This is a genomic window from Anabaena sp. 4-3 (genome assembly GCF_001597745.1).
GTDB lineage: Bacteria > Cyanobacteriota > Cyanobacteriia > Cyanobacteriales > Nostocaceae > Trichormus.
In genome coordinates, this window is the sequence record NZ_LUHJ01000061.1 from 21,960 (window position 1) to 45,799 (window position 23,840).

General features: G+C 40.2%; 19 protein-coding genes. 13 read left to right on the plus strand and 6 right to left on the minus strand.

Features of this window, described 5'->3' with window-relative positions; genetic code table 11:
• The first annotated feature begins 131 nt into the window (after positions 1 to 131).
• The 5 genes from lexA to A3775_RS15370 all read left to right on the plus strand — a co-directional run bounded on the left by lexA (position 132) and on the right by A3775_RS15370 (position 8,762).
• Positions 132 to 737, plus strand: a complete 606-nt coding sequence (lexA, locus tag A3775_RS15355; RefSeq protein WP_066374756.1) for a transcriptional repressor LexA — start codon at positions 132 to 134, stop codon at positions 735 to 737.
• A gap of 152 nt (positions 738 to 889) precedes the next feature.
• Positions 890 to 2,368, plus strand: a complete 1,479-nt coding sequence (locus tag A3775_RS15360) for a DNA phosphorothioation system restriction enzyme (protein WP_066425715.1) — start codon at positions 890 to 892, stop codon at positions 2,366 to 2,368.
• Between the two features lie 500 nt (positions 2,369 to 2,868).
• Positions 2,869 to 6,168, plus strand: coding sequence for a PAS domain S-box protein (locus A3775_RS15365; protein WP_066425717.1), 3,300 nt, complete (start codon positions 2,869 to 2,871; stop codon positions 6,166 to 6,168).
• Positions 6,169 to 6,519: 351 nt separating this feature from the next.
• Positions 6,520 to 6,693: a hypothetical protein gene (locus tag A3775_RS24710; protein ID WP_197480173.1), complete on the plus strand. Its 174-nt coding sequence runs from the start codon at positions 6,520 to 6,522 to the stop codon at positions 6,691 to 6,693.
• Positions 6,690 to 8,762: an AAA family ATPase gene (locus A3775_RS15370; RefSeq protein ID WP_066374760.1), complete on the plus strand. Its 2,073-nt coding sequence runs from the start codon at positions 6,690 to 6,692 to the stop codon at positions 8,760 to 8,762. The genes A3775_RS24710 and A3775_RS15370 overlap by 4 nt, the downstream gene beginning before the upstream one ends.
• A 260-nt stretch (positions 8,763 to 9,022) precedes the next feature.
• On the opposite strand, the gene A3775_RS23680 is transcribed toward A3775_RS15370, so the two are convergent.
• Entirely contained in the window at positions 9,023 to 9,172 is a 150-nt protein-coding gene (locus tag A3775_RS23680; protein ID WP_082803766.1) for a PsaJ protein, read from the minus strand.
• 611 nt (positions 9,173 to 9,783) lie between these two features.
• Between A3775_RS23680 and A3775_RS15375 the strand changes: the two genes are divergently transcribed.
• Complete coding sequence (locus A3775_RS15375) at positions 9,784 to 10,257, plus strand: DNA phosphorothioation-associated protein 4 (protein WP_066425718.1); 474 nt, start codon at positions 9,784 to 9,786, stop codon at positions 10,255 to 10,257.
• A gap of 62 nt (positions 10,258 to 10,319) precedes the next feature.
• Positions 10,320 to 11,300, plus strand: coding sequence for an HNH endonuclease (locus A3775_RS15380; protein WP_066425719.1), 981 nt, complete (start codon positions 10,320 to 10,322; stop codon positions 11,298 to 11,300).
• 73 nt (positions 11,301 to 11,373) lie between these two features.
• Here the strand turns inward: A3775_RS15380 and A3775_RS15385 are convergent, their stop codons facing one another.
• Complete coding sequence (locus tag A3775_RS15385; protein WP_066425721.1) at positions 11,374 to 12,582, minus strand: AIPR family protein; 1,209 nt, start codon at positions 12,580 to 12,582, stop codon at positions 11,374 to 11,376.
• A gap of 124 nt (positions 12,583 to 12,706) precedes the next feature.
• Complete coding sequence (locus A3775_RS15390) at positions 12,707 to 14,305, minus strand: DGQHR domain-containing protein (protein ID WP_066425724.1); 1,599 nt, start codon at positions 14,303 to 14,305, stop codon at positions 12,707 to 12,709.
• Positions 14,306 to 14,489: 184 nt separating this feature from the next.
• On the opposite strand from A3775_RS15390, the gene dndC reads away from it, so the two are divergent.
• Positions 14,490 to 16,097, plus strand: a complete 1,608-nt coding sequence (dndC, locus tag A3775_RS15395; RefSeq protein WP_066425726.1) for a DNA phosphorothioation system sulfurtransferase DndC — start codon at positions 14,490 to 14,492, stop codon at positions 16,095 to 16,097.
• 101 nt (positions 16,098 to 16,198) lie between these two features.
• Here the strand turns inward: dndC and A3775_RS15400 are convergent, their stop codons facing one another.
• Both A3775_RS15400 and A3775_RS15405 read right to left on the minus strand, forming a co-directional pair.
• Positions 16,199 to 16,927 (minus strand): FHA domain-containing protein, encoded by a 729-nt coding sequence (locus A3775_RS15400; RefSeq protein WP_066425732.1) that lies wholly within the window; start codon positions 16,925 to 16,927, stop codon positions 16,199 to 16,201.
• 737 nt (positions 16,928 to 17,664) lie between these two features.
• On the minus strand, positions 17,665 to 19,284 hold the full coding sequence (locus A3775_RS15405; protein WP_066374773.1) for a serine/threonine-protein kinase: 1,620 nt from the start codon (positions 19,282 to 19,284) through the stop codon (positions 17,665 to 17,667).
• Positions 19,285 to 19,800: 516 nt separating this feature from the next.
• Between A3775_RS15405 and A3775_RS23685 the strand changes: the two genes are divergently transcribed.
• On the plus strand, positions 19,801 to 19,962 hold the full coding sequence (locus A3775_RS23685; protein WP_082803767.1) for a metallothionein: 162 nt from the start codon (positions 19,801 to 19,803) through the stop codon (positions 19,960 to 19,962).
• A gap of 68 nt (positions 19,963 to 20,030) precedes the next feature.
• Here the strand turns inward: A3775_RS23685 and hemL are convergent, their stop codons facing one another.
• Positions 20,031 to 21,329, minus strand: coding sequence for a glutamate-1-semialdehyde 2,1-aminomutase (hemL, locus tag A3775_RS15410; RefSeq protein WP_066374775.1), 1,299 nt, complete (start codon positions 21,327 to 21,329; stop codon positions 20,031 to 20,033).
• A gap of 107 nt (positions 21,330 to 21,436) precedes the next feature.
• Here hemL and A3775_RS15415 point away from each other — a divergent pair, with 107 nt between their 5' ends.
• The 4 genes from A3775_RS15415 to A3775_RS24325 all read left to right on the plus strand — a co-directional run bounded on the left by A3775_RS15415 (position 21,437) and on the right by A3775_RS24325 (position 23,292).
• The gene (locus tag A3775_RS15415; RefSeq protein WP_066374875.1) at positions 21,437 to 21,631 is read left to right on the plus strand and encodes a ChaB family protein; all 195 of its coding nucleotides are present in this window, start codon (positions 21,437 to 21,439) and stop codon (positions 21,629 to 21,631) included.
• Between the two features lie 94 nt (positions 21,632 to 21,725).
• Positions 21,726 to 22,376, plus strand: coding sequence for a bifunctional phosphoribosyl-AMP cyclohydrolase/phosphoribosyl-ATP diphosphatase HisIE (gene hisIE, locus A3775_RS15420; RefSeq protein WP_066374777.1), 651 nt, complete (start codon positions 21,726 to 21,728; stop codon positions 22,374 to 22,376).
• Between the two features lie 512 nt (positions 22,377 to 22,888).
• Positions 22,889 to 23,086, plus strand: coding sequence for a DUF2811 domain-containing protein (locus A3775_RS15425; protein ID WP_066374876.1), 198 nt, complete (start codon positions 22,889 to 22,891; stop codon positions 23,084 to 23,086).
• 32 nt (positions 23,087 to 23,118) lie between these two features.
• Complete coding sequence (locus tag A3775_RS24325; protein WP_156481652.1) at positions 23,119 to 23,292, plus strand: hypothetical protein; 174 nt, start codon at positions 23,119 to 23,121, stop codon at positions 23,290 to 23,292.
• Positions 23,293 to 23,840: the final 548 nt, after the last annotated feature.

Genomic DNA, 23,840 nt, shown 5'->3' on the forward strand with positions numbered 1-23,840 from the left:
TAAAAATCAAGGCAAAAGAAAGATAAGTTCTGTTTCTTTTGCCTTTGATTTTTTGATTATTATCTTGTTATTCTCAAGTTTTTATAGTACCAATGTTCTAGGGACATTTATATTTACTTCCCTTTGATTTTATGGAAAGGCTAACACAAGCGCAACAAGAACTTTATGAATGGCTGGTAGAATATATCCGCATTAACCAGCATTCTCCTTCAATTCGGCAAATGATGCAAGCGATGAATTTAAAATCGCCGGCACCAATTCAAAGTCGTTTGGAACATTTACGCACCAAAGGCTATATTGAATGGACGGAAGGCAAGGCGCGAACTATTCGGATTCTGCACCCGATGAAGCAAGGTGTGCCAGTTTTGGGTACAATCGCGGCTGGTGGTTTAATCGAACCATTTACCGATGCTATAGACCATATCGACTTTAATAATTTTGATTTACCTGCCAAAACCTATGCGTTGCGGGTAACAGGCGACAGCATGATTGAAGATTTAATTAGTGACGGTGATTTGGTGTTTCTGCGTCCAGTTCCCGAACCTGATAATTTAAAAAATGGCACCATTGTCGCGGCGAGAGTTGACGGCTACGGTACTACTTTAAAACGTTTTTATCGCAGTGGCGATCGCGTCACCCTCAAACCCGCCAACCCCAAATACAACCCCATCGAAGTGTCTGCCATGCAGGTAGAAGTACAAGGTTCACTCGTAGGCGTTTGGCGTGGTTATGTGTAAATAGGGACTGGGGGCTGGAAGGGACTGGGGACTGGAAGGTAGACAAGGTAGACAAGGGAGAATATTTCCCAGTGCATCGATGCCCCATACCCCATCCCCATTCCCCAGTATTTCTTTCATTTTGAATTTTGAATTTTGAATTTTGAATTGCTATGTACCTGAAGCTAAAACCAGTGCAGCCAGTTTCCTCTTTCCGATTAAAGTTACCTGTTGTCGGAGAGAGTAAGGGTAGTTATCACACTCAGCCCCTACCAGGATGCCCTAGAATGCCAGCATCTCTGCAATTACGCCCCTATCAGCAACAAGCCGTGACTAACTGGTTTGCTAATAACGGCAGAGGTACCCTGAAAATGGCGACTGGTAGCGGTAAAACTATCACTGCACTGGCTATAGCTTGTGAACTCTACCAACAAATTAACTTACAAGTTTTGTTGGTAGTGTGTCCCTATCGTCATCTTGTCACCCAATGGGCGCGAGAATGTGAAAAGTTTAATTTACAACCAATTTTAGCTTTTGAAACTGTCCGCAATTGGCAAAGTCAACTGTCTACACAACTTTACAATCTGCGTTCTGGTTCTCAAAGTTTTGTCACAGTTATCACTACTAATTCTACCTTAATTGGGGAGGGGTTGCAATCACAAATCAAGTATTTTCCGGCTAAAACTTTAATTATTGGGGATGAAGCTCATAATTTAGGTGCGCCTAAGCTAGAGGAAAGTTTACCTCGCAGTGTGGGGTTGAGACTGGCTTTATCTGCCACACCCGAAAGATATTTTGATGATTTAGGAACACAATCTTTATTTGATTATTTTGGCCCGGTTTTACAACCAGAATTTACTTTACAGGATGCGATCGCTCAAAATGCTCTGGTGCATTATTTGTATTATCCTATACTTGTGGATTTGACGGAAGCGGAAAGTATAGCTTATTTAAAGTTAACTAAAAAAATCGGGCGATCGCTCTTATATCGCGAACGAGAAAACGGCAATTTCTCTAATTTAGAAGATAACGAAGATTTAAAGCCATTATTAATGCAAAGGGCGCGATTAATTGGCGCAGCAGCTAATAAATTAACAGCTTTGCGTCAATTAATGCAAACTCGTCGCCATACCACCCATACACTTTTTTATTGTAGTGATGGTTCGCCAGATACAGGACAACGTTCATCTCTCCGTCAACTCAAAGCCGTTGCCAAAATATTAGGTGTAGAATTAGGGTATAAGGTGAGTACATACACCGCCCACACTCCCTTACAAGAAAGAGAAACCTTACGTCATCAATTTGAAAATGGCGAATTACAGGGTTTAGTCGCTATTCGTTGTTTAGATGAAGGGGTGGATATTCCCGCAATTCAAACGGCGGTAATTTTGTCAAGTTCTGGAAACCCTCGCCAATTTATTCAGCGACGCGGCAGAGTTTTGCGTCCTCACCCCAATAAAGACAGGGCGACTATTTTTGATATGATTGTTTTACCACCAGATTTAGACCGGGAAACTCTAGAAGTAGAACGCAATCTGTTAAGAAAAGAGTTACGTCGGTTTGTCGAATTTGCTGATTTGGCTGATAATGCTGGGGAAGCCCGCATTAAGTTGCTGAATTTGCAAAAACGCTATGGTTTACTTGACATTTAATTAGTAGCTGCCATATTTATCAGTTACCAGCGAGTTAATTGTTAGCATAAGAAATATTTGTATAATCGATGTAGGGCATTTAGTGAGGATTTACGCAAGTGTCACCCTAAATATCTATATGCAGGGTGCGCCAGCCTACATAAATGCTGCAAATAAACTTAGGTTTGACATCTGACACAGCCTACCAATGTGTCAGTTGCAGAAGTTCTGTTAGTTAAAAACAAGTGAATAATTTAATCAAAAATTCATCTCAGATGGTTGCTTCATGAAGATGCTTTAAATTTACATGTAAAAACGTTAGATAAAGTTTAAACAAATTTCATTTGGTTCATACTCAGATAAACTCGCTAAAAGTACATCAACACAAATTTAAACAAAAGTTTGATTTAACTAAAAAGCTAAATTTTGCCATCTGGCTGGAGGATTCAAGATTTTTAACTGGGTTTTGTGCTGAACTTTTGAAATCATTTATTTATTGCTTTAACTGAACAGTTTAACTAATGCAATCACTTTATTCTGTGGATTTGCCTACATTAGAACAGGTACTGGAATGTAATCCTTTAACTGTCTTACCAGATACACTACTGATTGATGCGATCGCTCTGATGAATCAGGTAAACAGCAGTGCATCTGATTGCAGTGGTTGTGTTTTAGTAGTTGAGCAAAAGCAAGTCTTAGGTATATTTACTTTAAGGGATGTAGTCAGGCTAACGGCGGCAGGGGTTGATTTATCCAGGGTAAGAATTGCTGAAGTGATGGCACAGCCAGTTATTAGCCTGACTTTGGCTGAAGCAGAAAACGCCCTGCAAGCTTTATCTTTCATGCGTCAGCATCGCATTCGTCATGTACCGATAGTAGATGAACAAGGACAATTGCTCGGCTTGATTTGCCAAGACAGAATTCGTCAAGTTCTCCAACCAGCGCACCTGCTGAAACTGCGATGTGTGACAGAGGTGATGGAGACAGCAGTGGTTCATGCGCTACCAACGACATCTGTATTGGAATTATCGCATGAGATGAGCGATCGCCGCATCAGTTGTATTGTGATTGTCACCCCACAGGAAACAAAACTGATGCCAGTGGGGATGATAACTGAGAAAGATATTCTCAAAGTACAGTTACAGGGACTAGATATAGCCCAAACTCCAGCGCAAGCGGTGATGAGTACCCCTGTCTTAACTATCTCTCCCACCGCATCATTATGGACTGTTCACCAGTTGATGCAAGCACGAAAAATCAGGCGGTTAGCCGTAGTCGGAGAACAAGGTGAATTGCAAGGAGTGCTAACACAAACCAACCTTCTACAAGTGCTTGATCCTGTAGAAATCGTCAGCGTTATCCAAGCCTTACAAGCCAAAGTTTCACAGCAAACCATTCAACTAGAACAGGAAATTACACAACGCCGTCAGGTAGAAAAATTACTACGCCAAACTCAACGAAAGCTAGAATTAAGGGTGGCGGAGCGTACAGCCGAACTCATGCAACTAAATCTCAGTTTGCAACAGGAAATCGAGGAGCGCAAACAAGCAGAAACATCTTGTCGCGAAAGCGAACAATGGCTACAACTCGCGCTGTGGGCTGGTAACGCCGGTACTTGGGACTGGAATCTGCAAACAAATGAGATTATTTGGTCTGAAAGTTTGTTTGCTTTATTTGGTATAAATAGTGGTACATTTGACGGCAAGTGGGAATCATTTTTTCATTTCGTCCATCCAGAAGACCGTGAATTAGTCGAAAATGCGATTCAGCAAGCGATTAATGCACAAGTACCTGAATATAGAGTTGAGTTTCGAGTAGTCAAACCTGATGGTACAATTCGCTGGGCGGGAGCCAATGGTAAAGTCTTATATAGTAATATTGGTCAACCCCTGCGAATGATTGGGGTAGATATTGACATCACCACTCGCAAACAAACAGAAGCAGCACTGACAGCCAGCGAACAACGGCTACAGGCAATTATAGATAATTCTCCGGCTGTCATCTATGTTAAAGATATCCACGGGCGGCACCTTCTGGTAAACTCTGCATTTGAAAACACCCTGTACGTAACCAGAGAGCAAGTCAAACATAAAACTAACTTTGAAGTATTCCCTCCTGACATTGCTCAAGCCTTAACCAGAAATGATCAAAATGTCCTGACTTCTAGAACACCTTTGCAGTTTGAGGAAGTGATTGAACTTGATGATGGATTACATACTTATTTAACCGTGAAGTTTCCCCTGTTGGATGCAGACGGAAACCCTTACGCTGTCTGTGGCATATCTACAGACATTACTGAAAGCAAACAAGCACAACAAAAAATTCAACAACAAGCAGCTTTAATTGATGTGGCTACCGATGCCATTTTTGTCCACGATTTAGACAATCATATCTTATTCTGGAATCGAGGGGCAGAAACATTATATGGTTGGACAGTAGAAGAAAGCTTGGGTAAAAAAGCTGATCAACTGTTTGACAAAGAATCCTCGTTTCAACTGCAAGCAGGTTTAAAAGCCACCATCGCACAAGGTTCTTGGCAAGGGGAGTTAGAGCAAATCACCAAAACTGGTAGAGAAATTATCGTTGCTAGTCGCTGGACATTAGTACGTGATACATCTGGAAAACCTCAATCTATCCTCGTAGTCAACACCGACATCACCGAAAAAAAACAACTAGAACAACAATTTTACCGCGCTCAACGCCTAGAGAGTATAGGAACTCTAGCTAGTGGGATTGCTCACGACCTTAACAATGTCTTTGCTCCCATTACCATGATTGCTCAATTGTTGCCTTTAAGATGTAAAAATGTGGATGCGCGGACTCAAGAACTGTTTAAAACATTAGAAAATAGTTCTAAACGAGGAGCAAACTTAGTTAAACAAATTCTCACCTTTGCCCGTGGTACAGAAGGTAAACGCATCCTTTTGCAACCTGGACATTTGCTCAAAGAATTAGTCAAAGTTATCCAGCAGACTTTTCCTAAATCGATTGAAATTATTACTGATATTCCTACAAGTACACTATGGATGGTAGAAGCTGATCCCACTCAATTAGAACAAGTGTTGATGAATTTGGCAGTTAATGCCCGTGATGCGATGCCCAATGGTGGTATACTCAGAATTACTGCCGAAAATCGCGTCATTGACCAAACTTATGCCCGAATGCGCCTAGAAGCGCAACCAGGCAGTTACATTGTTGTTACCATTGCCGATACCGGAACGGGAATTGCTCCAGAATTTTTAGAGCGCATATTTGATCCGTTTTTTACCACAAAAGAAGTCGGCAAAGGTACAGGGTTAGGGTTGTCAACGGTTTTAGGTATCGTGAAAAATCATGGCGGTTTTGTGGAGGTATCCAGTCAAGTAGGCGAAGGGACTACATTTGAGATATTTCTCCCCATAGCCACAGGAACAGCAACCGAGTCAACCATAAATACAGCTTTGCCAAGAGGTAACGGTGAGTTAATTTTGATTGTTGATGATGAAGAGATAGTTAAACAAACCACACAGGAAACCCTTACAGATTATAACTATCAAACTATTCTAGCTGAAGATGGTATTGAGGCGATCGCTCTCTATGTGGAATATCAGCCAGAAATTAGTGCTGTCTTGCTCGATATGCTCATGCCCAACATGGATGGCTTAACCACTATCCGCACCCTGCGAACTATCAACCCCAACGTCAAGATTATCGCCACCAGTGGTTTACCCACTAACGAGCAGAAAGCAATTGCGGCAGGTGCTGCCACTTTTCTCTCTAAACCCTACACCGCTCAAGATTTACTGCATACTTTATCGGATGTGATTGGGAGTGAGGACTAGGGAGTGGGGACTAGGGACTGGGAACTCAACAACTGTGGAACAATTTTTGTAAAGTTTTTTAAAGTAGTTGTGGTTGATGGTGCGTTGTGTGAGAAGATAAGAATGTCTTTATTATAATGGGGTGTAACTTGCGTTAAAAATTTTGCTTACATTCGATTATAATAGAATCACTCTGGAATTTTTATCATATCAGAAATCAGAACCAAAATAAACCAGATTTTTGCAAAAAAAACTGAAAAATTTGACGCACATTTGAGGGAGTTAGCAAATAGCGGCATCGTGAATTCACGGATTTAACAGCAGAGGTTAAGGCAGTTAAAATAAAAATAAACGCTATTAAAAACCCACAAGATGTTGCCAGAGCAAAATATTGACGATGTGCAAGAGCCAATTGTGAATGCTCCGCCGGAGGTGCGGCAAATTATTGAGCGAGTATGGCACTTAGAAAAAAGCCGACTAGATAGAAAAAGTAATAGCCCCATCAATGAAGATATTTTGAAGATTGTGAAGGAAGCGGTGCAATGAAGCTAACTTCAATAAAGCTGTGTAACTTTCGCTCTTTTTATGGCAAGACACCAGAAATCATCATTTCTGGGGGAGATGTTCTCAACACCACAGTAATTTACGGCAATAATGGCGCAGGTAAAACCAGTTTACTAAATGCGTTTACGTGGGTATTATATGAGAAGTTTAGTGCAGCCTTTGCATCCACAGAACAGTTAGTTAATAAACGAGCGATCGCCGAAGCCAAACCCAGTCAATCAGTAGAATGTTGGGTAGAAATCAACTGGGAACACGAAGGTAAACGCTACAACGTCAAACGCCAATGTCGGGTGTATAAAAACAAAACTGATTTTGCCGTCACCAAAACAGAATTACTCATGCAAATAGCTGGGGATGATGGCAGATGGTTATACCCCAATCAGCAACCAGAAGAAATTATCGGACAGATTTTACCAGTCAGTTTACATCAATATTTCTTCTTTGACGGTGAGCGCATCGAAGAAATAGTCCGTTCTGATAAAAAAGCCGAAATTGCAGAAGCCATCAAGATTTTCTTAGGCGTAGAAGTCATTAACCGTTCTATCAGACACCTGGGAGAAGCCAAAAAAAGTTTAGATAACGAACTAAAAGCCATTGGCGACTCAGAAATTAAACAATTATTGCGTGAACAAGAAAAAATTCAACAAGAAATTGAACGCATCAACAGCCGACAAACAGAAATTATCCAAGAATTAGAACATCAACAAACCTTAAAAAAAGAAACAGGTAATCGTTTACATGAACTGAGTGCAGCTAAAGAACTGCAAGAAAGACGACAAGAATTAGAAACACAGAAAAAATCACACCAAGACAACCTCAGACAAACAAGAGAAGCACTCAAAAAAATTATTTCCGCCAGAGGTTACACCGTTTTACTCCCAGACACCACAGCCAAATTCCGGACAATTATCCACGAATTAAAACAGCGAGGTGAACTAACATCAGGAATTTCGCGGGAATTTGTCCATGAATTACTCAATTCTCAACGCTGTATCTGTGGTGCAGAATTACATAATGGTAGTCATGCTCATATCAATGTCAGCAAGTGGTTAGAAAAAGCTGGTTCCTCATCAGTAGAAGAAACAGCAATTCGCATGAGCGCGCAAGTAGACGAAATCGACAAACAAGCCACAGCTTTTTGGGAAGAAGTAGACAGAGAACAAGCAAGAATTAATGATTTACGCCAAAACATTTCCCAAATTGAACTCGAATTACATAATATTCAAGAACGTTTACGAAAAGATGCCAATGAAGAAATTAGCAGTTTACAAAAACGGTTAGATGAAATAGAAAATAAAATTGACGAATTAAACCGCGAGCAAGGAGCAAATCAACAGCAACTCTCCCATCTGCAAACAGAAATTGATGCTTTAATCAAACAAATCGCCAAACAGAAACTTAACGAAGAAAAGCAATTATTAGCACAACGGCGGATGAATGCCACACAAGATGCAATTGAAAGATTAACCGAAGTCAGAAACCGTCAAGAAAAGCAATTTCGGTTGCAACTAGAAAAGCGATTACAAGAGATTTTTACAGCAATTTCGTTCACACCTTATCAACCCAAAATTAGCGATAAGTATGAATTAACGTTAGTTGAAAATACATCAGGATTAGAAGCACCAGTTGCAGCATCTACCGGAGAAAATCAAATTCTCAGTTTATCATTTATCGCCAGCATCATTGATAAAGTGCGCGAGTGGAGTGAAAGGCGGAAAATTTTAACCGTTCCCGATAGTAGTACCTTTCCCATTGTCATGGATTCACCCTTTGGCAGTTTAGATGAAACTCATCGTCGGCGCATCGCTCAAACTTTACCTAAATTAGCGAATCAGTTAATTGTGTTAGTAACTAAAACTCAGTGGCGCGGTGAAGTTGAGGCAGAAATGTTAGACAGAATTGGCAGGGAATATGTATTGACTTATTATTCTTCTAAACCTGATTGTGAACAAGATTATATTGAGTTAGCAGGGAAAAGATATCCTTTGGTAAAACAAAGTCCGAATGAGTTTGAATACACAGAAATTGTGGCAGTGGAAAGGGATTGGTAAAAGTAATTAATTTCGCGCAAACACGCAGTTTGTAGGGTGGGCATTGCTTAATAGTAGCTCAGACACTTATTTTAAAGTTGCCAGCAATGCCCACCTGAAGCTGATTGAGTTTGTAGGGTGGGCATTGCTTAATAGTAGCTCAGACACTTATTTTGAAGTTGCCAGCAATGCCCACCTGAAGCTGATTGAGTTTGTAATTTTGAATTCTCCGCCGGTTTTGCCTCATCCAGTCACAACTAGCTAAATTAAATTTTCATATTTTAGGGCATAGGATGGAACAGAAGATCAGGGAAAATAAAATTAAAAATTGCCCAGATAGAAAATGCAATTGAGATGGTAATCACCGCTAGAACTGGCGCAAGGGAAAGATATTTCCGAAAATAATCTTTTTGACTGCTTTGTTTTTGCATATAACACTCTCTCAAACAAGTGAATAAGTTAATTTAAACCAAAGTGAAGCCAGGGAGAGTTGTCTAAATGGTCTATGCAATTTGATGGCAGAATATTTGGGAACACCAAAAAATAAACTATCTGATATCTTGCACCATTCTCAATAACCGTAGTATTTTCAGCAGTGCATCGCCTGACTTTAATTGCAATAAAGCAACTGGTGCAAGATGTAAACTATCCAAATCGACTGTTAGTAGGGTGCGTCAGGATGAATATTGTCTTGGTATCGCTAGGGTTTCTCATACTGACGCACCCTACATTTTGGACATTTTTCATCTGGAAGTCCCTTTGTGTCTGCACTTGCTCAAACCAAGCATCCAAGGTCAAAGTTAACTGTACTTAACAAATTAATTCCTATGACTTGATTCAGCTTCTAACCACAGGTAGGATTTCAACTAACTTTTAATCTTCAATATGGATGAGGACTTATGCACTTACAGGATTTACTCATGTAGGCGATACCTACGGTAAGCGATGCTAAAGCTTTTTCACTTAGTATAAAATGTCTAGTTAAGTATTGGCTATTCTTGTATGCTTATGTTACGATTACAACAAAGCGATTAACAACATCATGGTAGAAACGGGTAGAATCAGGGTTGCTAAGGATAAAGCAGATTTAGTGAAAGCCTTAACCTTTTCAGATGGTGGTACAGGCCCTTTTCAAACTTTTGCTGATGTGATTGTGTTTGCTGCTGCGTTGGGTGCAAAGCATCAAAAGCGCGTACCTTTAGGCGAAATTTCTAAACGAGAACCATCACCAATTCCTCAAGAACAGTTTATTGTCAGGGGATATGATGCGTTAATCAACTTATTAGCTATTAATGAAACTGAAGATATAAACATTCTTTCTTTTAATGAGAATAACAATAGCAACATTCGCAATTGTGTTTTTGAAGAATATGCTAACGGTGGTCTTGAAATATTACAAATTGAACTCAGAGGAGCAGTAGATTACCTAGAGAGAATTTTATTATTTCTTTGTTCTGAAAGATTTCAAGATAATTATGAAGGTGAATTTGATCTGAGTAAATTTATGTCTCATTAATTGTTGTTTTTAAATACCTAAACATAAATTATTTATTTATATTGATATACTGAACAGTCAAAATGATAAAATATTATAATTCACTTCGGGAACACAATTTAGCTTATTATTGTAACTGTTTTTCTAAATTAAAGGTTTATAAGAGCCAGAAGAAAGGTGATGCTCTTAATAAGCCTGTATTAATTTTATCTGTCATAGAACTTATATCAAAAGAGTTTATTAAAAATAATCAAATTAGTATTTCAGATGATTTAATAGAAACATTTAAAACCTATTGGGAATTAACCACTAATAACTCTTTTAAAGGTAGTGATTTTGCACTTCCTTTTTTTCATTTAAAAAACGAGAAATGTAAATTTTGGCATCTTCAGTACAGTTCTGAATATGACGGTGGTCGTCCACAAACAATTCCTAAACTTAGAGAAGATGTTAATTATGCGTATTTGGATGATGAGCTATTTATTTTAATCCAAGATGATTTGTACAGAAGAGAGTTAATTGATGCTATTGTATCAAGCTGGTTTTCTGATGAAGAAAATATTTTAGAATATATTATTAACATTAACGAAAAATTTCAAAATGAAAATTTCAAATACGAAACAGTAAGTAAGGACTTTCTCAATTCTGAATCTCATCCTAAACGGAGTTTAAGAAGTACACTCATTAGAAATGCTTTTTTCCGAAAAAGCATTGTCCATATTTATGATTACAAATGCGCTTTTTGCGGACTCAGAGTAACTAAAGCCGCAAATCAAAATATTGTAGACGGCGCACACATCAAACCATTTGCTCAATTTTATGATAGTAGAATTCACAATGGTATTGCTCTTTGCAAAAATCACCATTGGGCTTTTGACCGTGGTTGGTTTACTGCTGATGAACAATACAAAATTGTTGTTAGCAAGGAATTAAAAGAAATATCTCCCCACGCTAAACCTATGAAAGTTTTTCATGGCGAAAGCCTACTTCTACCAGCAAAAGAGCAATACTTTCCAGAATTAGAAGCGTTGCAGTGGCATCGCCAAAATATATTTCAAGGGTAAGAAAGATTCAAGCTCTATCCCTTTTCAGTCCTTAGTCCCTATATAGGGATAGAGCTTATAAAATTGTGAGTGTTTATTCCATCAGCTTTAACTGCATAGGAACTAAAAGAAGATTAGACCATGTTGAAGCCGAACGTCCAAAAAAAGCAGGATTCCCCCGTCCCTCATTTTTGTAGGCAGTTAATAGATTATCTATAAGAGTATTGCCCATTTTATCCCATAACTGTTCTACAGGCTTCTCCCACTTTCCATCTTTGATAAAAACGCGGAAAGCTGCAAGTATAGGAAATACAAAAGGAAGAGGAAGGGTGTGATTAAATTCCGTACCTGTAATAAATAAATAAGTCTTTTTTTCAACGCATTTTAATTTGCTTAATCCTTTTCGTGTATCATATACATGACGAAGACGCTCTTCAATGTAGAGTATATCTTTTAGTAGAGGGACTATCTCAACAAAGTCGTCCTTTTTCCACTTTCTAATAAGAGTGCCGTATGCGGTGAAGGTAGCACTAGGATTTTTACGAGAACCGTCTGAAGCCTGCCAAGGATATATTTTGTTGTTAATGCAAGCAAGACGACGAACTAAGTCAGTCACATCGTATGGTTTATTGCCTCCTTCTCTGAAAGCTACATAAGGTTTGCACTCTGAAGGAAGGTGTTCTTCAATGATGTCCCATTCTCCTGCCAAATTCTTAAGACTAAACTCTTCAACACTCTCACTGGTATTACGATACCTACTGATGTTTGATATTTCATCTTGGCTGATGTTTACTAGCACAAAGATTTGTACACTTGCATCTTCTAATTCTGAATAGTCAGGTTTACCAGTTTGTTGATTGAGTTTTGGTTTGGTAACTTTTGATTTCAATTTCTCGTAATAGCTGCGGGCTTTCATAATAGCAGTATATGTATGTCCACCATTGACAATGCCGTTACCTATAAAATTATCTTCTTGTCCCTCATCAGGGCTAATCAGTAAAAGCTCAATCTCGAAACCTCCACCTACAGCATGATCTTTAACCTGAATAGAGTCCGCAACAATTAAAATTCCGTTGTTGTAAAAAATAAACTCTTCTGGTTTTTGTGCTAAGGTATCCAACATACTCTTGACAGTACGCCGATTTTCGTTGGCTAATCTAGCATTTGGGTCAAGAGGTAATTCTTTAGGTATTTGGCATACAGGAACTGTCAAATTCCAAATTACTCTACCTGACTCTTTATCTTCTTTGTATGCTTGACAAGCTGCGGTAGCAAAAAAAGGAGCTGTGATTTTTGTAGGCATTAGTTTTTCCAGCCCTCTACGGAAAGCTTAATTGGTGTATGTGTCCAACAGGAAATTAACTAAATTATACATTTAAGTTTTTGCTACACGCAATATAAAATACTCAGTGTAAATACGTAAATATTTACAGAATAGGTGGAAGTCCTACTTCTTTTGGTTCTACAAACTCACCAAAAAAATTAATTGTTTTATCTTCTACAGTCCTACCATTAGCCAAAGCTTTACGAAGTTCAGCCCGTTCCATTGCATCATCTATTCCACCCAGAATATAAATTAATAACTTTGCAGCTAACTCCTTACCTGAAACCTGCACTCGTTTTTTATTCGGGTCATATAATACACCATACCAAAGAGACTGGGGATACTCCATACCACTAAAGCCCCCTTGTTGGTCAAATTTCCGCAACTTCTTAAAAATGCTGCTCAGAGTCAACCCCTTTCTAAATACTAAAAATCCTAAAGCTTGCGCTAAAGCAACTTGTGCCACAGGACGGAAAAGTATATTAGCTTCACCGCCACCTTTTTCAAAGCTAAATCTTCTTAAAACAGGTGTATCTTCATGTTCCAAAATTTTATAACTAGGTAAGTTAGCCAAATTATCAAAAAGTTTGCTGAATTCTGCAATTCCCTGCTCAATTTCCTCATTCTCTGGACGCATGGGAATTAAGCCTTTCTCAAAAGGTTTCCAATGGGGAAACTTGTGAACCAAATATCTTTCTGACATATCTTGCAAAGCTTGTAGCGTCGTCAAAACAGTCGCATTCGTTGCCACTGTGGCACTATTCCAATTCACGCGAGGTTTACGATTTGGTCGTTGTTCCAAGAGTGGATGAGTTACCGCAATTTTTCGCGCTACAATTGCAAAACCATCATCTTCATTTAACTGTGCTAACTGACCTTTAGTTAAGGGTGCAGCCATTAAGTTAACATGAACAAAAACTGATCTGACTCTGCGTCTGGCTTCGCTGCGAGTCTCTCCAGAATTCACCGCACAAATAAATTCAATTCCAATTTTTTCCTTGGGTAAACTTTGTAAGTAAGCAGGGTCTACTTGATATTTGTCTATCAAATCTGATACTGTGATAAAATTATCATCAGCCGTTTTATCTTTTTTATATCGTTGGAGTTTGCCAGTTTTGATTAACTCCATCAACCCCTGTACTCCCATGAGTCGGTGTTGACCATCTAGCGCGTAAATGGTGACATTCTCCTGAGAAACATTGAGTAATCCGACCTGACCATCTTTATCTAATGGTGTGAAATCAGTTGTAGACTTTCTGGCGCGTCCCTCTCCATCCCACTCAGTCGCTTTCAGGTCATCCACCCAAGGCTGATTAATTACTACTAAGACTGGGGGAAATTTATGATTTTTTCTGGCAGCCAAATACTGAACTAGGGGTGCTTGACGCGACCAGTCTAGGGGACGCTGTTGAATTTCATCGATACTATCCGCGTCAATTTCAATATTATCCGTATCTGGATTGTATTTTTTTTGCAGTAAGGGTAAACCAGAAGCGAAGTGAACCCTACCCGCAAACCATTCTAAAGTCACAGAACCCACATAAGCCTCTGTTCCGCCCATTTCGGTCTTTTGAACCAAAATATGGTCGTTTTTGGCTAAAAAGTTGCTTAAAAGTAATGATAAGACTTGTTTTTCCTTGTTTTCTCGTTCTAGATACTCGCTGGTAATTTCGGCCGTGGGATGAGATGCACTGTCGTTCATGTTAATTTTTAAAAACAATGTAAGGTAGTGTAGTTAGATTATCCAAAAAATTAGATACTAATAAAGCAATTTTTAAAAACCTATTAGCCACCAGGACAGTTGAATTGCCTAGGTTTAGCCGCTAATGATTTTGAGTGGAAGATCAAAAATTAAGTAACGCCGATGTGTCCAGAGGTAGGGAGAAATGAGTACAGCACAGCAGCCAGAAAAAAAAGGTCAGCAGAAACGTACTGTAGCAGAGTTAGTGGAATATATCCAAGCTTTGACCACTGAAATTCAAGAATTGTATTGTTTAGATGCGATACCTTGGGTTGTAGGCTATTCCGGTGGAAAAGACAGCACTGCTACTTTACAGCTGATCTGGAATGCGATCGCAGGACTTCCACCGGAAAAGCGAACTAAGCCCATTCACGTTATTACAACTGATACGTTAGTAGAAAATCCCATAGTTTCTGTTTGGGTACGTAACTCTCTAGAACAGATGAAAGTCGCTGCAAAAGAGCAAGGAATGCCATTGTATGCTCATTTACTATATCCAGCAGTGAAAGACACCTTTTGGGTTAACTTAATAGGCAAAGGCTACCCAGCACCGCGTAATCGTATGCGTTGGTGTACTGAAAGACTAAAAATTAAACCCACCGACGGCTTTATTCGTGAGGTCATTCAAGCTAATGGAGAAGTAATTCTTGTTTTAGGTACTCGCAAAGCTGAAAGCATTAAACGCGCTATCACAATGGCTAAACATCGAGAATGGCGGATACGTGATCATATAAATACTAATCCTAACCGTCCTAACTCACTGATTTACCTGCCTATTGAAGATTGGAGTACCGATGAAGTTTGGATTTATCTTAATCAGTGGCAAAATCCTTGGGGATATAGTAATAAAGATTTATTTGCTATGTATCGAGGTGCAACAGCTGATAATGAATGTCCCTTAGTTGTTGATACTTCTACCCCTAGCTGTGGTGATTCTCGGTTTGGCTGCTGGGTTTGTACAATCGTTAATAAAGATAAATCAATGGAGGCGATGATTCAAAATGATGAAGAAAAAGAATGGATGCAGCCTCTATTAGATATCCGTAATGAGTTAGATATTAGGGATGATCGTGATAAAAGAGATTTTCGCCGCATCTGGGGAGAGGTTCAACTATTTGAGCGAAATGTGGATGGTAAAATTTCTGTTGAACCAATTCATGGTCCCTATACAAAATACTGGCGCGAATATTGGCTGAGACGCTTGTTAGAAGCAGAAAAACAAATTCGCAGTACAGCACCAGAAAATATGCGCGATATCACCCTGATTTCTATCGAAGAAATGAGTGAAATTCGCCGGATATGGCTAGAAGAAAAACACGAATTTGACGATAGCTTACCCAGAATTTATCAAGAAGTGACTGGTGAAAAATTCCAAGATCCACGCCCTGGTGCTGACCAAAATCTCTTAGGTAGGGATGAGTGGGCTGTATTAGAAGAAATCTGTGCAGGTGATGCTATGCACTTGGAACTGATGGCAAAATTGTTAAGCACAGAATACCAATTTCGCAAGAAATCAAAGCGTATAGGTATTTACGATAGCCTAGAAAAATGTTTTGATACCAGTTCCCGTTCTCCTGAAGAAGCTATTAAAAATGCTCGTTTAAAACGGGATTTAAGAGAAGCAGCTAGTCAAGGTGATATTGCCAAAATTAGGGAAAAAGTTAAGCAGTTGAGTTTGGGGGATGCTGTGGATGAAGGCGAAGCGGAAAGTGAACAGCCGGTAACTTGGGCAAGTCTAAAATTCAAAAAATAGGCGTAAATAATGAAGGGTTTGTAGTAAGGACTTTAGTCCTAATAAAAGGGCTAGAATCACTTACTACGAACTGTCAGCAATCAGGATTTTCAAACATCTTCTTAGCCGTTATTGGTTGATGAGAAAAATCTCTCTAAAATTTCTGACTTTTTTTGTTGAATAACGTTATGTTTTCCAGATTCCCCCCTGCCCACGCTAATATAATCTAGCTCAATTTGTACAGTGTCTTCAGTCTTTTCACATTTACATTCCTGGGAAACAGAAATATGATTTAATGCAGTTGTTTGCTGATTGGCTACTGGGGGTAATATTTGTGTGAGTAAGTTGGTGGATAATTCTGGTAAAACGCGGCGTTTTTGATTTAAAAAAAAGTCAAAGGTTAAGCTAGCTAAACGAATGCGATCGCCATCTTTAAGTTTAACTGGCTGATATACAGGTTCACCATTGACAAATGAACCATTTGTACTGTTAAAATCAACTAAATAAAAGCCTTGATTTTCTACATACTGAATGGCGGCGTGACAACGGGATAAATGCGGCTCTTGAGTACAAATACCATTGCTGCGATCGCGCCCTATTGTCCAAAGATGCTGCGCCTGTTGTAAAGTTTGTGTCTGATGCTCACACAGGTTAGTAATCACATAAACAGATGAATCATCGACTACACCCTGCACATACAGTGGCTTGACACCATTCACAGATGACTGAGACAAATTTTCTAGCTGAAGAATTTCATCTAAAAGATTGCCATGTCGTTCATACAAAGACAGAAATACCTGATACAAACTTAATCGTCTTTCTAGTTCTTGATTATGTAATTTCGTCATCATAACTTATATCTCTTATATGGTGAAATCGAGACATATTAGTTGCTGATGTTGGTCAAGAATATTGCACTACAAACCAGCATCAGGAAAAACTATTTGATCTGTTGACAACCACGGAATTTTAGCAGTTATCAAGGATTTGTCAATTTGTCCAACTTGAGACTAAGTTTTTCTCCAATAGTCTGTACAGCTAGAAATATCAAAAAGCATTTTTTAACAAAAATTGTGATTATTTTCTCTACATTTTAAAGGTAGATAATCTAATTTTAACAGATATTTTTTCTTAAGAAAAGTAAATTTTAACTGAATAAACTATTAATTTTTCTCATAATTCCAACAGATTAATGCCACAAAACTTTTTTATGTTTCTCGGAAGTTTGGTTGGCTGCAAATTCCCTCTATTTCGTGTATCCCAAAATTAATAGAATACTGCATAAATACTTAAATATGTCAGCCAAACAGAAATGCCAACAACTTTTGTCCATACTCCCGATCAAATATCAAACTTATACCGTTTTTAATTAGCTGGCGTGGCGACTGTAGAGACATTATGATGTAACGTCTCTACGGAATATATGAGACGCAACCTGACATAGAATTAGTATAAATCCTGAAATCATCAAATTGTAGTCCAAAATAATCGCTAATGATACTTACCAAAACCAGCTAGTTATAATAATAATTTCTCAATGACAACTGAAAATATACTTAATTTAAAAAACTCACTGGCAATTTTCAAATTACAACAAGCCTCGCTTACCATTGGGACGTATTGTCATCCAATTAGTTTTGGCTAATGCCAATTGTTCATCAGAAATTTTTGCCCCAGTCAGATTAGCACCACAGAGATTTGCTCCCCGCAAATTAGCATGAGTCAAATAAGCATTGCTCAGGTCTGCGCCTCTGAGGTCTGCTCCTTCTAAATCGGCATGATTGAAGTAAGCTTTGTTTAAATTAGCGTCCCTTAAATTGGCACGAGTCAGACTAGCTCTACCAAAATCAGTATTGTGGAGATTAGCTCCTTGCAGATTCGTATGTTGTAATTGAGAAGAATGAAAATTTGTTCCTGATAAATCAGCACCTTGGAGGTTGAGCAAGTTTAAATTGTGTAGAGCAAAATCTCGTCTACCTTTTAAATAGGCTGTGAGTAAAGTTTGGGTATCCAGTCGGCGTGCAACTTTAGATTTTTGACTATGTGAACCATTGCTGTGACTGTTCCCGACAGATGTAGATTTACCTCCGGAAATCCCTGGTCGCATACCGCCTGCGTCTAATCGCGTGTTATCTGCAATTTTGGCTCGCCTAGCCCGAATTGCTGCGGCTACCTGTGATACTCCTAGACCAGTAGCCGCAGCCGAAGGGTTGCTACATAAAACCGCAGAATTTTCTGGACGATGGTGTGTGTGGCTTTTATTGTTAGCCTCTGTTTGAACTAGCAATCCACTAGCTAAACTGTCTAAATACGGCTCGATCTCCAATGCTCTAAGAACTTCTTTGGCTGACTTGTAGCGATTGCGGACGGAGACTTCTAACATTTTCCGCAGGACATTGATCAGGTGGTCACTGGCTTGTACTAAATGTTCCCACATCACTTCACCCGTGGTGGGATTGTAATCTAAATCTTTAGGTGTTTTACCCGTCATGAGATATACGCAGGTAACACCGAGGGCGTAGATATCACTAGCATAGACTGGACGCATGGCCATTTGCTCTGGAGGTGCAAAACCAGGAGTACCAATGGCATAAGCAGTTAAAGCTGTATGTCCTGATTGATTTGTGGCTGCTTGGTTAACTTGGTTTTTGACTGCGCCAAAGTCAATCAGTACCATTCTGGCATCTTGAGTACGGCGAATTAAGTTAGCTGGCTTGATATCACGATGAATCACTTTGTGATCATGAATGTATTGTAGTAATGGTAGAGTTTCGCTTAAGAATTGCTTGACACCAGCTTCACTAAAAGTGCCATTCAGTTTCACCTCTTGTTGCAGGGTGGAACCACTAATATATTCCTGAACTAAATAGAATTGTTCTTGTGCTTCAAAATAGTCCAACAGTCTGGGTAATTGGGGATGATTACCAATGGTGCCTAGGGTTTTGGCTTCTCGCTCAAACAGTTCTCGCGCCATCTGTAAAACCTGTGGTGCTGTTCCTAAAGGACGTAGTTGCTTAATTACACAACTTGGTTCTCCTGGTAACATTTCATCACGGGCTAAAAAGGTCGCTCCGAAGCCACCCTGACCCAATGGCTTCAACACCCGATAGCGATCGCGCAACAGTAGTTGCGAGCCACAAGATTGACACCTTTGGCTATATGCTACATTCTCTGGATTGGGACAGGTGGGATTTATGCAATAGCTCATGCACTGTCAACTCGCTGCACGAATATTCACGGGGAGCGTTATACTCTGTTTCCATTATTGATATTTCAACTCTGTTCTTACTAGGTAAGTTTTGCGGGAAATCCTTTGAAGAGTTCCTAAAGTTGAATCTAAATTACTGAAAACGATGCTCCCAATCAAATAACTTATTATACTGATGTTAACCAGTCGTGTCGAGTATATATTTTCGCCTGCCATCTACAACCGCGATCGCCTGATTTATTTACTTAAGTAACCGACATGATCGACTTTCTTCAATTCAGCCTCTGGAATTGCGTCTACGTATATTTGCTGAAATAATTTTTGCTGACCGAGCGGCTATACCAACACCTTAACGGGGAACGGCTTCCATTTATCTTGGGGAAATAGTTCACAGCAACGGGAAACGCTTCCCTCCTCTCCGTTCCCTGTTCCCTAGGTATCTTAAGTTATGTAAATAATACATGAATATATGTTCAGATGTTATAGTGTAATAGCTAGAACAAATGGAGTCCAACTATGACAACCGTTACCCAAATGAAGTGCGCCTGTCCGGATTGCTTATGTATCGTTTCTTTAGACAAAGCCATCAGCAAAGAGGGCAAATACTATTGCTCGGAAGGTTGTGCTGAAGGACATAAAACTATCAAAGGCTGCGGTCACGGTGGCTGTGGCTGTTAAACAAAATCAACAACCCTGGCCAAAACTGGACAGGGTTGTGAATAATTATGAACAGCAGCAGTGGCAATCTACAGACTAGATAACACCTCGCGGGCGATCGCAATAGTCTTGTCGATATCTTCCTCAGTGTGAGCCAAAGAGGTAAAACCAGCCTCAAACTGAGAAGGTGCTAAATAAACACCGCGTTCTAACATCCCGCGATGGAAGCGGCCAAATTTAGCTGTATCTGACTTTTTGGCATCTTCGTAGTTATGCACAGGGCCAGAGGTGAAGAATAAACCAAACATGGCACTGATGTGACCACCACAAGCTGCATGACCAGTTTCTTGAGCAACTTGCAACAAACCGTCTGCTAACCGTTTAGTAATCCGTTCTAGATACTCATAAGTACCTGGCTTTTGTAGTAATTCCAGGGTTTTAATCCCCGCCGTCATTGCCAAAGGATTACCTGACAGAGTTCCTGCTTGATACACAGGGCCAGCCGGGGCAATCATCGACATAATATCGCGACGACCGCCATAAGCTCCCACTGGCAACCCGCCACCAATCACTTTACCCAAAGTTGTTAAATCCGGTGTGATGCCAAATTTTTCTTGTGCGCCACCATAGGCAATGCGGAAGCCTGTCATCACTTCATCAAACACGAGTAACGCGCCGTACTCGTGAGTTAGTTCCCGCAAACCTTCTAAAAAGCCAGCATCGGGAGTAATAAAGCCAGCATTACCCACCACCGGCTCTAGAATCACACCGGCAATCTGATCAGGGTTTTCTGCAAATAAAGCTTTGACGGCTTCTAAATCATTGAAAGGGGCGGTCAGAGTGTTGCTAGTGGCTGATTTAGGCACACCTGGGGAATCAGGTAAACCGAGGGTGGCTACACCAGAACCAGCTTTCACCAGGAACATATCAGCGTGTCCGTGGTAGCAGCCTTCAAACTTGATGATTTTCTCGCGGTTGGTGTAAGCTCGCATCAACCGCAATACAGCCATACAAGCTTCTGTACCGGAGTTGACAAATCTCACCATTTCGATGCTAGGAACAGCATCAATCACCATTTCTGCCAGGACATTTTCTAGATATGAGGGCGCACCGAAGCTAGTACCTTTTTCCAAAGCATCATGGAGTGCGCTAATTACTTCTGGATGGGCATGACCACAAATAGCCGGCCCCCAAGTCCCTACATAGTCGATGTATTGGTTGCCGTCTACGTCCCAGATATAAGCACCCTTCACCCGATCAAAAACTATGGGTTGTCCCCCTACAGATTTAAAGGCACGGACTGGGGAACTAACGCCTCCTGGCATGAGGTTTTGGGCAGACGCGAAAATTTCTTGTGATTTGGTGGTTTTAATCGTTGTATTTACCAAGGTTCTCTCCTAACGTGGGCATTCAAAAAAAGCTCTATCTTAGGATAGGGTTAAAAATCCCTCAGAATTTCTATCGTATAGAATTAAACGAACCAAAAAATAACAATATGTTATACAAGTCGAATCAAGACTTGCCTTTAGAGATCCGTAACCAACTATCTGAGGCATACCAAGACCTTTACCGCGCTGCTTATAACTCGGCTATTCATTGGTACGGTGAAGTAGAAAAAGCTCACCAGGTTGCACTCAGTGCTGTCAGAATCCAGTCGGCTATGGCAAAGGATGCGGTTTTACAGAAGTGAAAATCTTACTGTAGGAAAAAATCATGCCAGTTGCCCTATTCTTTAATGATATCGTGAAACCAGGGATCATTTTTATGAGAGCAAATTAGCTGGTATGTTTTCTACCGATTCAGATTCATTACACAAGGCCATCCCCGTGGAAAAAATCCGCTACGATGAACGGGGTTTAGTGCCAGCAATAGTTCAAGACTATTTGGATGGTACGGTCTTAATGATGGCGTGGATGAATCAAGAGTCATTACAAAAGACTTTAGAAACAGCAGAAACTTGGTTTTGGAGTCGTTCCCGTCAGGAATTATGGCATAAGGGGGCGACTTCTGGACATATCCAAAAGGTGCGAAGTATTCGTTATGACTGTGATAGTGATGCTCTGCTGATAGGGGTGGAGCAGATAGGAGATATTGCCTGTCATACGGGTGAGCGCAGTTGTTTTCATCAAGTAGATGGGAAAATTACTGCACCACCAGGGGATACTTTGTCGCAGTTGTTCCAAGTGATATGCGATCGCCGGGATCACCCTACAGAAAGTTCCTATACCTGTAAGTTATTTGCAGGGGGTGATAACAAGATTTTGAAGAAGATTGGTGAAGAAACGGCGGAAGTGGTGATGGCTTTTAAGGATGATGACCAAGAGGCGATCGCCGGTGAGGTGGCAGACTTGCTATACCATACAATGGTGGCTTTGGCTCACCATCAAGTCGATTTAAAAGCAGTTTATCGGAAACTACAAGAACGCCGACGGTAGAGAGGCAGGGGAGTAGGGGAGTAGGGGAGCAGAGGGAGCGGAGGAACGGAGGAGAAAATTCCAATGCCCAATGCCCTGTGCATCAATACCAAGATTTTTGTAATTCTTATCATTAGCTGAAAATTTCCTCACCGATTCCACAGAGTTTCCACAGGTGTTCTGACAGTTTTCCACAGCTGCTCTACGAATGAATAGGCTCTTGCCACTTTATTGGGGATTTTTCACTCAGGGTATGTAGAAGCTCAACCAACTGAGTTTTTATGAAGTAATGTTACAAAAAATTGGCTCAAACCCTAATGATGACGTTGACATTTATTTTTTATACCAACGTTTTTAACATTTCGCAGCATTGACAAACCTACCCCCTCTTGTCGCACAATGATGCGGCCGGGTTTTATAGTTGGTTCGACCGCTCACATCAAAATCGACCTGAGATATCAGTGGGGATGTTGTCTGAAACTGCCTCACTGCAAGCAATCACCGCTCTTGACTCACCTTGGAGAAGGAAAACTATGAACGCAACAGTTAGTATTTTTACTGAAATTCCCGAAACTCTTCATGATTCCCTCAAAAACTATTTAGAAACCCATCCAGATTGGGATCAAAATCGAGTCTTGACAGCAGCCCTGTCACTATTTTTGCTGCAAAATGGAGATAGCGATCGCCGTGCTGCCCGTGTTTACCTAGAAACTTTGTTTCATCACTGCTAATTATCAAAGCTGCGCTGCACCAGAAACAGCGAATGTACCAGACACCCTTAATTACCACAGAAATGGGTTTGAGGTTCCCCGTCCTTCTAGGACGGCTTTCTGATAGAATAGCAGAAACAGGCAGGGCATTGTCTGTTGGGCGAGGCGATATCAGACGGGCTTTCGCCTGCTATCGCTGTTTTAACCCAGAATCTCCAACCTTCTAGGGCGGGGATTGTGTCAATGGTACAAACCTGGCTTTTGCTACTTCCGAGTTTTTCCCAAATCAACAGGAATGATTGAGCAATACATTAGATATCAGGATGATCAGTGGAGAAATTTCCTTGCTTAGATGCGTAGATACGCGCTTAACTGAACCTGATAAAATTATGGGCAAGGAAAGATGAATTCTCCATGCCCTATGCTCAATTTTAAGTTTGATGAGTTAGTTTGATCAATTAAGCGTCGAGGTTTGTTGAACTCTCCTGGCTTTGAAAAACCAGGATTCTGAACTGATAAGTAAGTAGGCTTAATTAATTGTTAGATAGTGGAACAGGCTTCTAGCCTGTTGACGGGCTAGAAGCCCATCCCACATTTTATATTTAATTGCAACCACCTACTTATTGCTATGCCTGCTATAAGCAGACTACGCAATGTTTGTTCTGCCCCAAAGGGGTTTTGACTGGCTCAAACAGTCCTACCTGCCGCGACCAATTGCTTGGCTGTACGGCTACTTTTGGTCAACTTATGATGCTTTTTGTTATGGGTTTTTCAC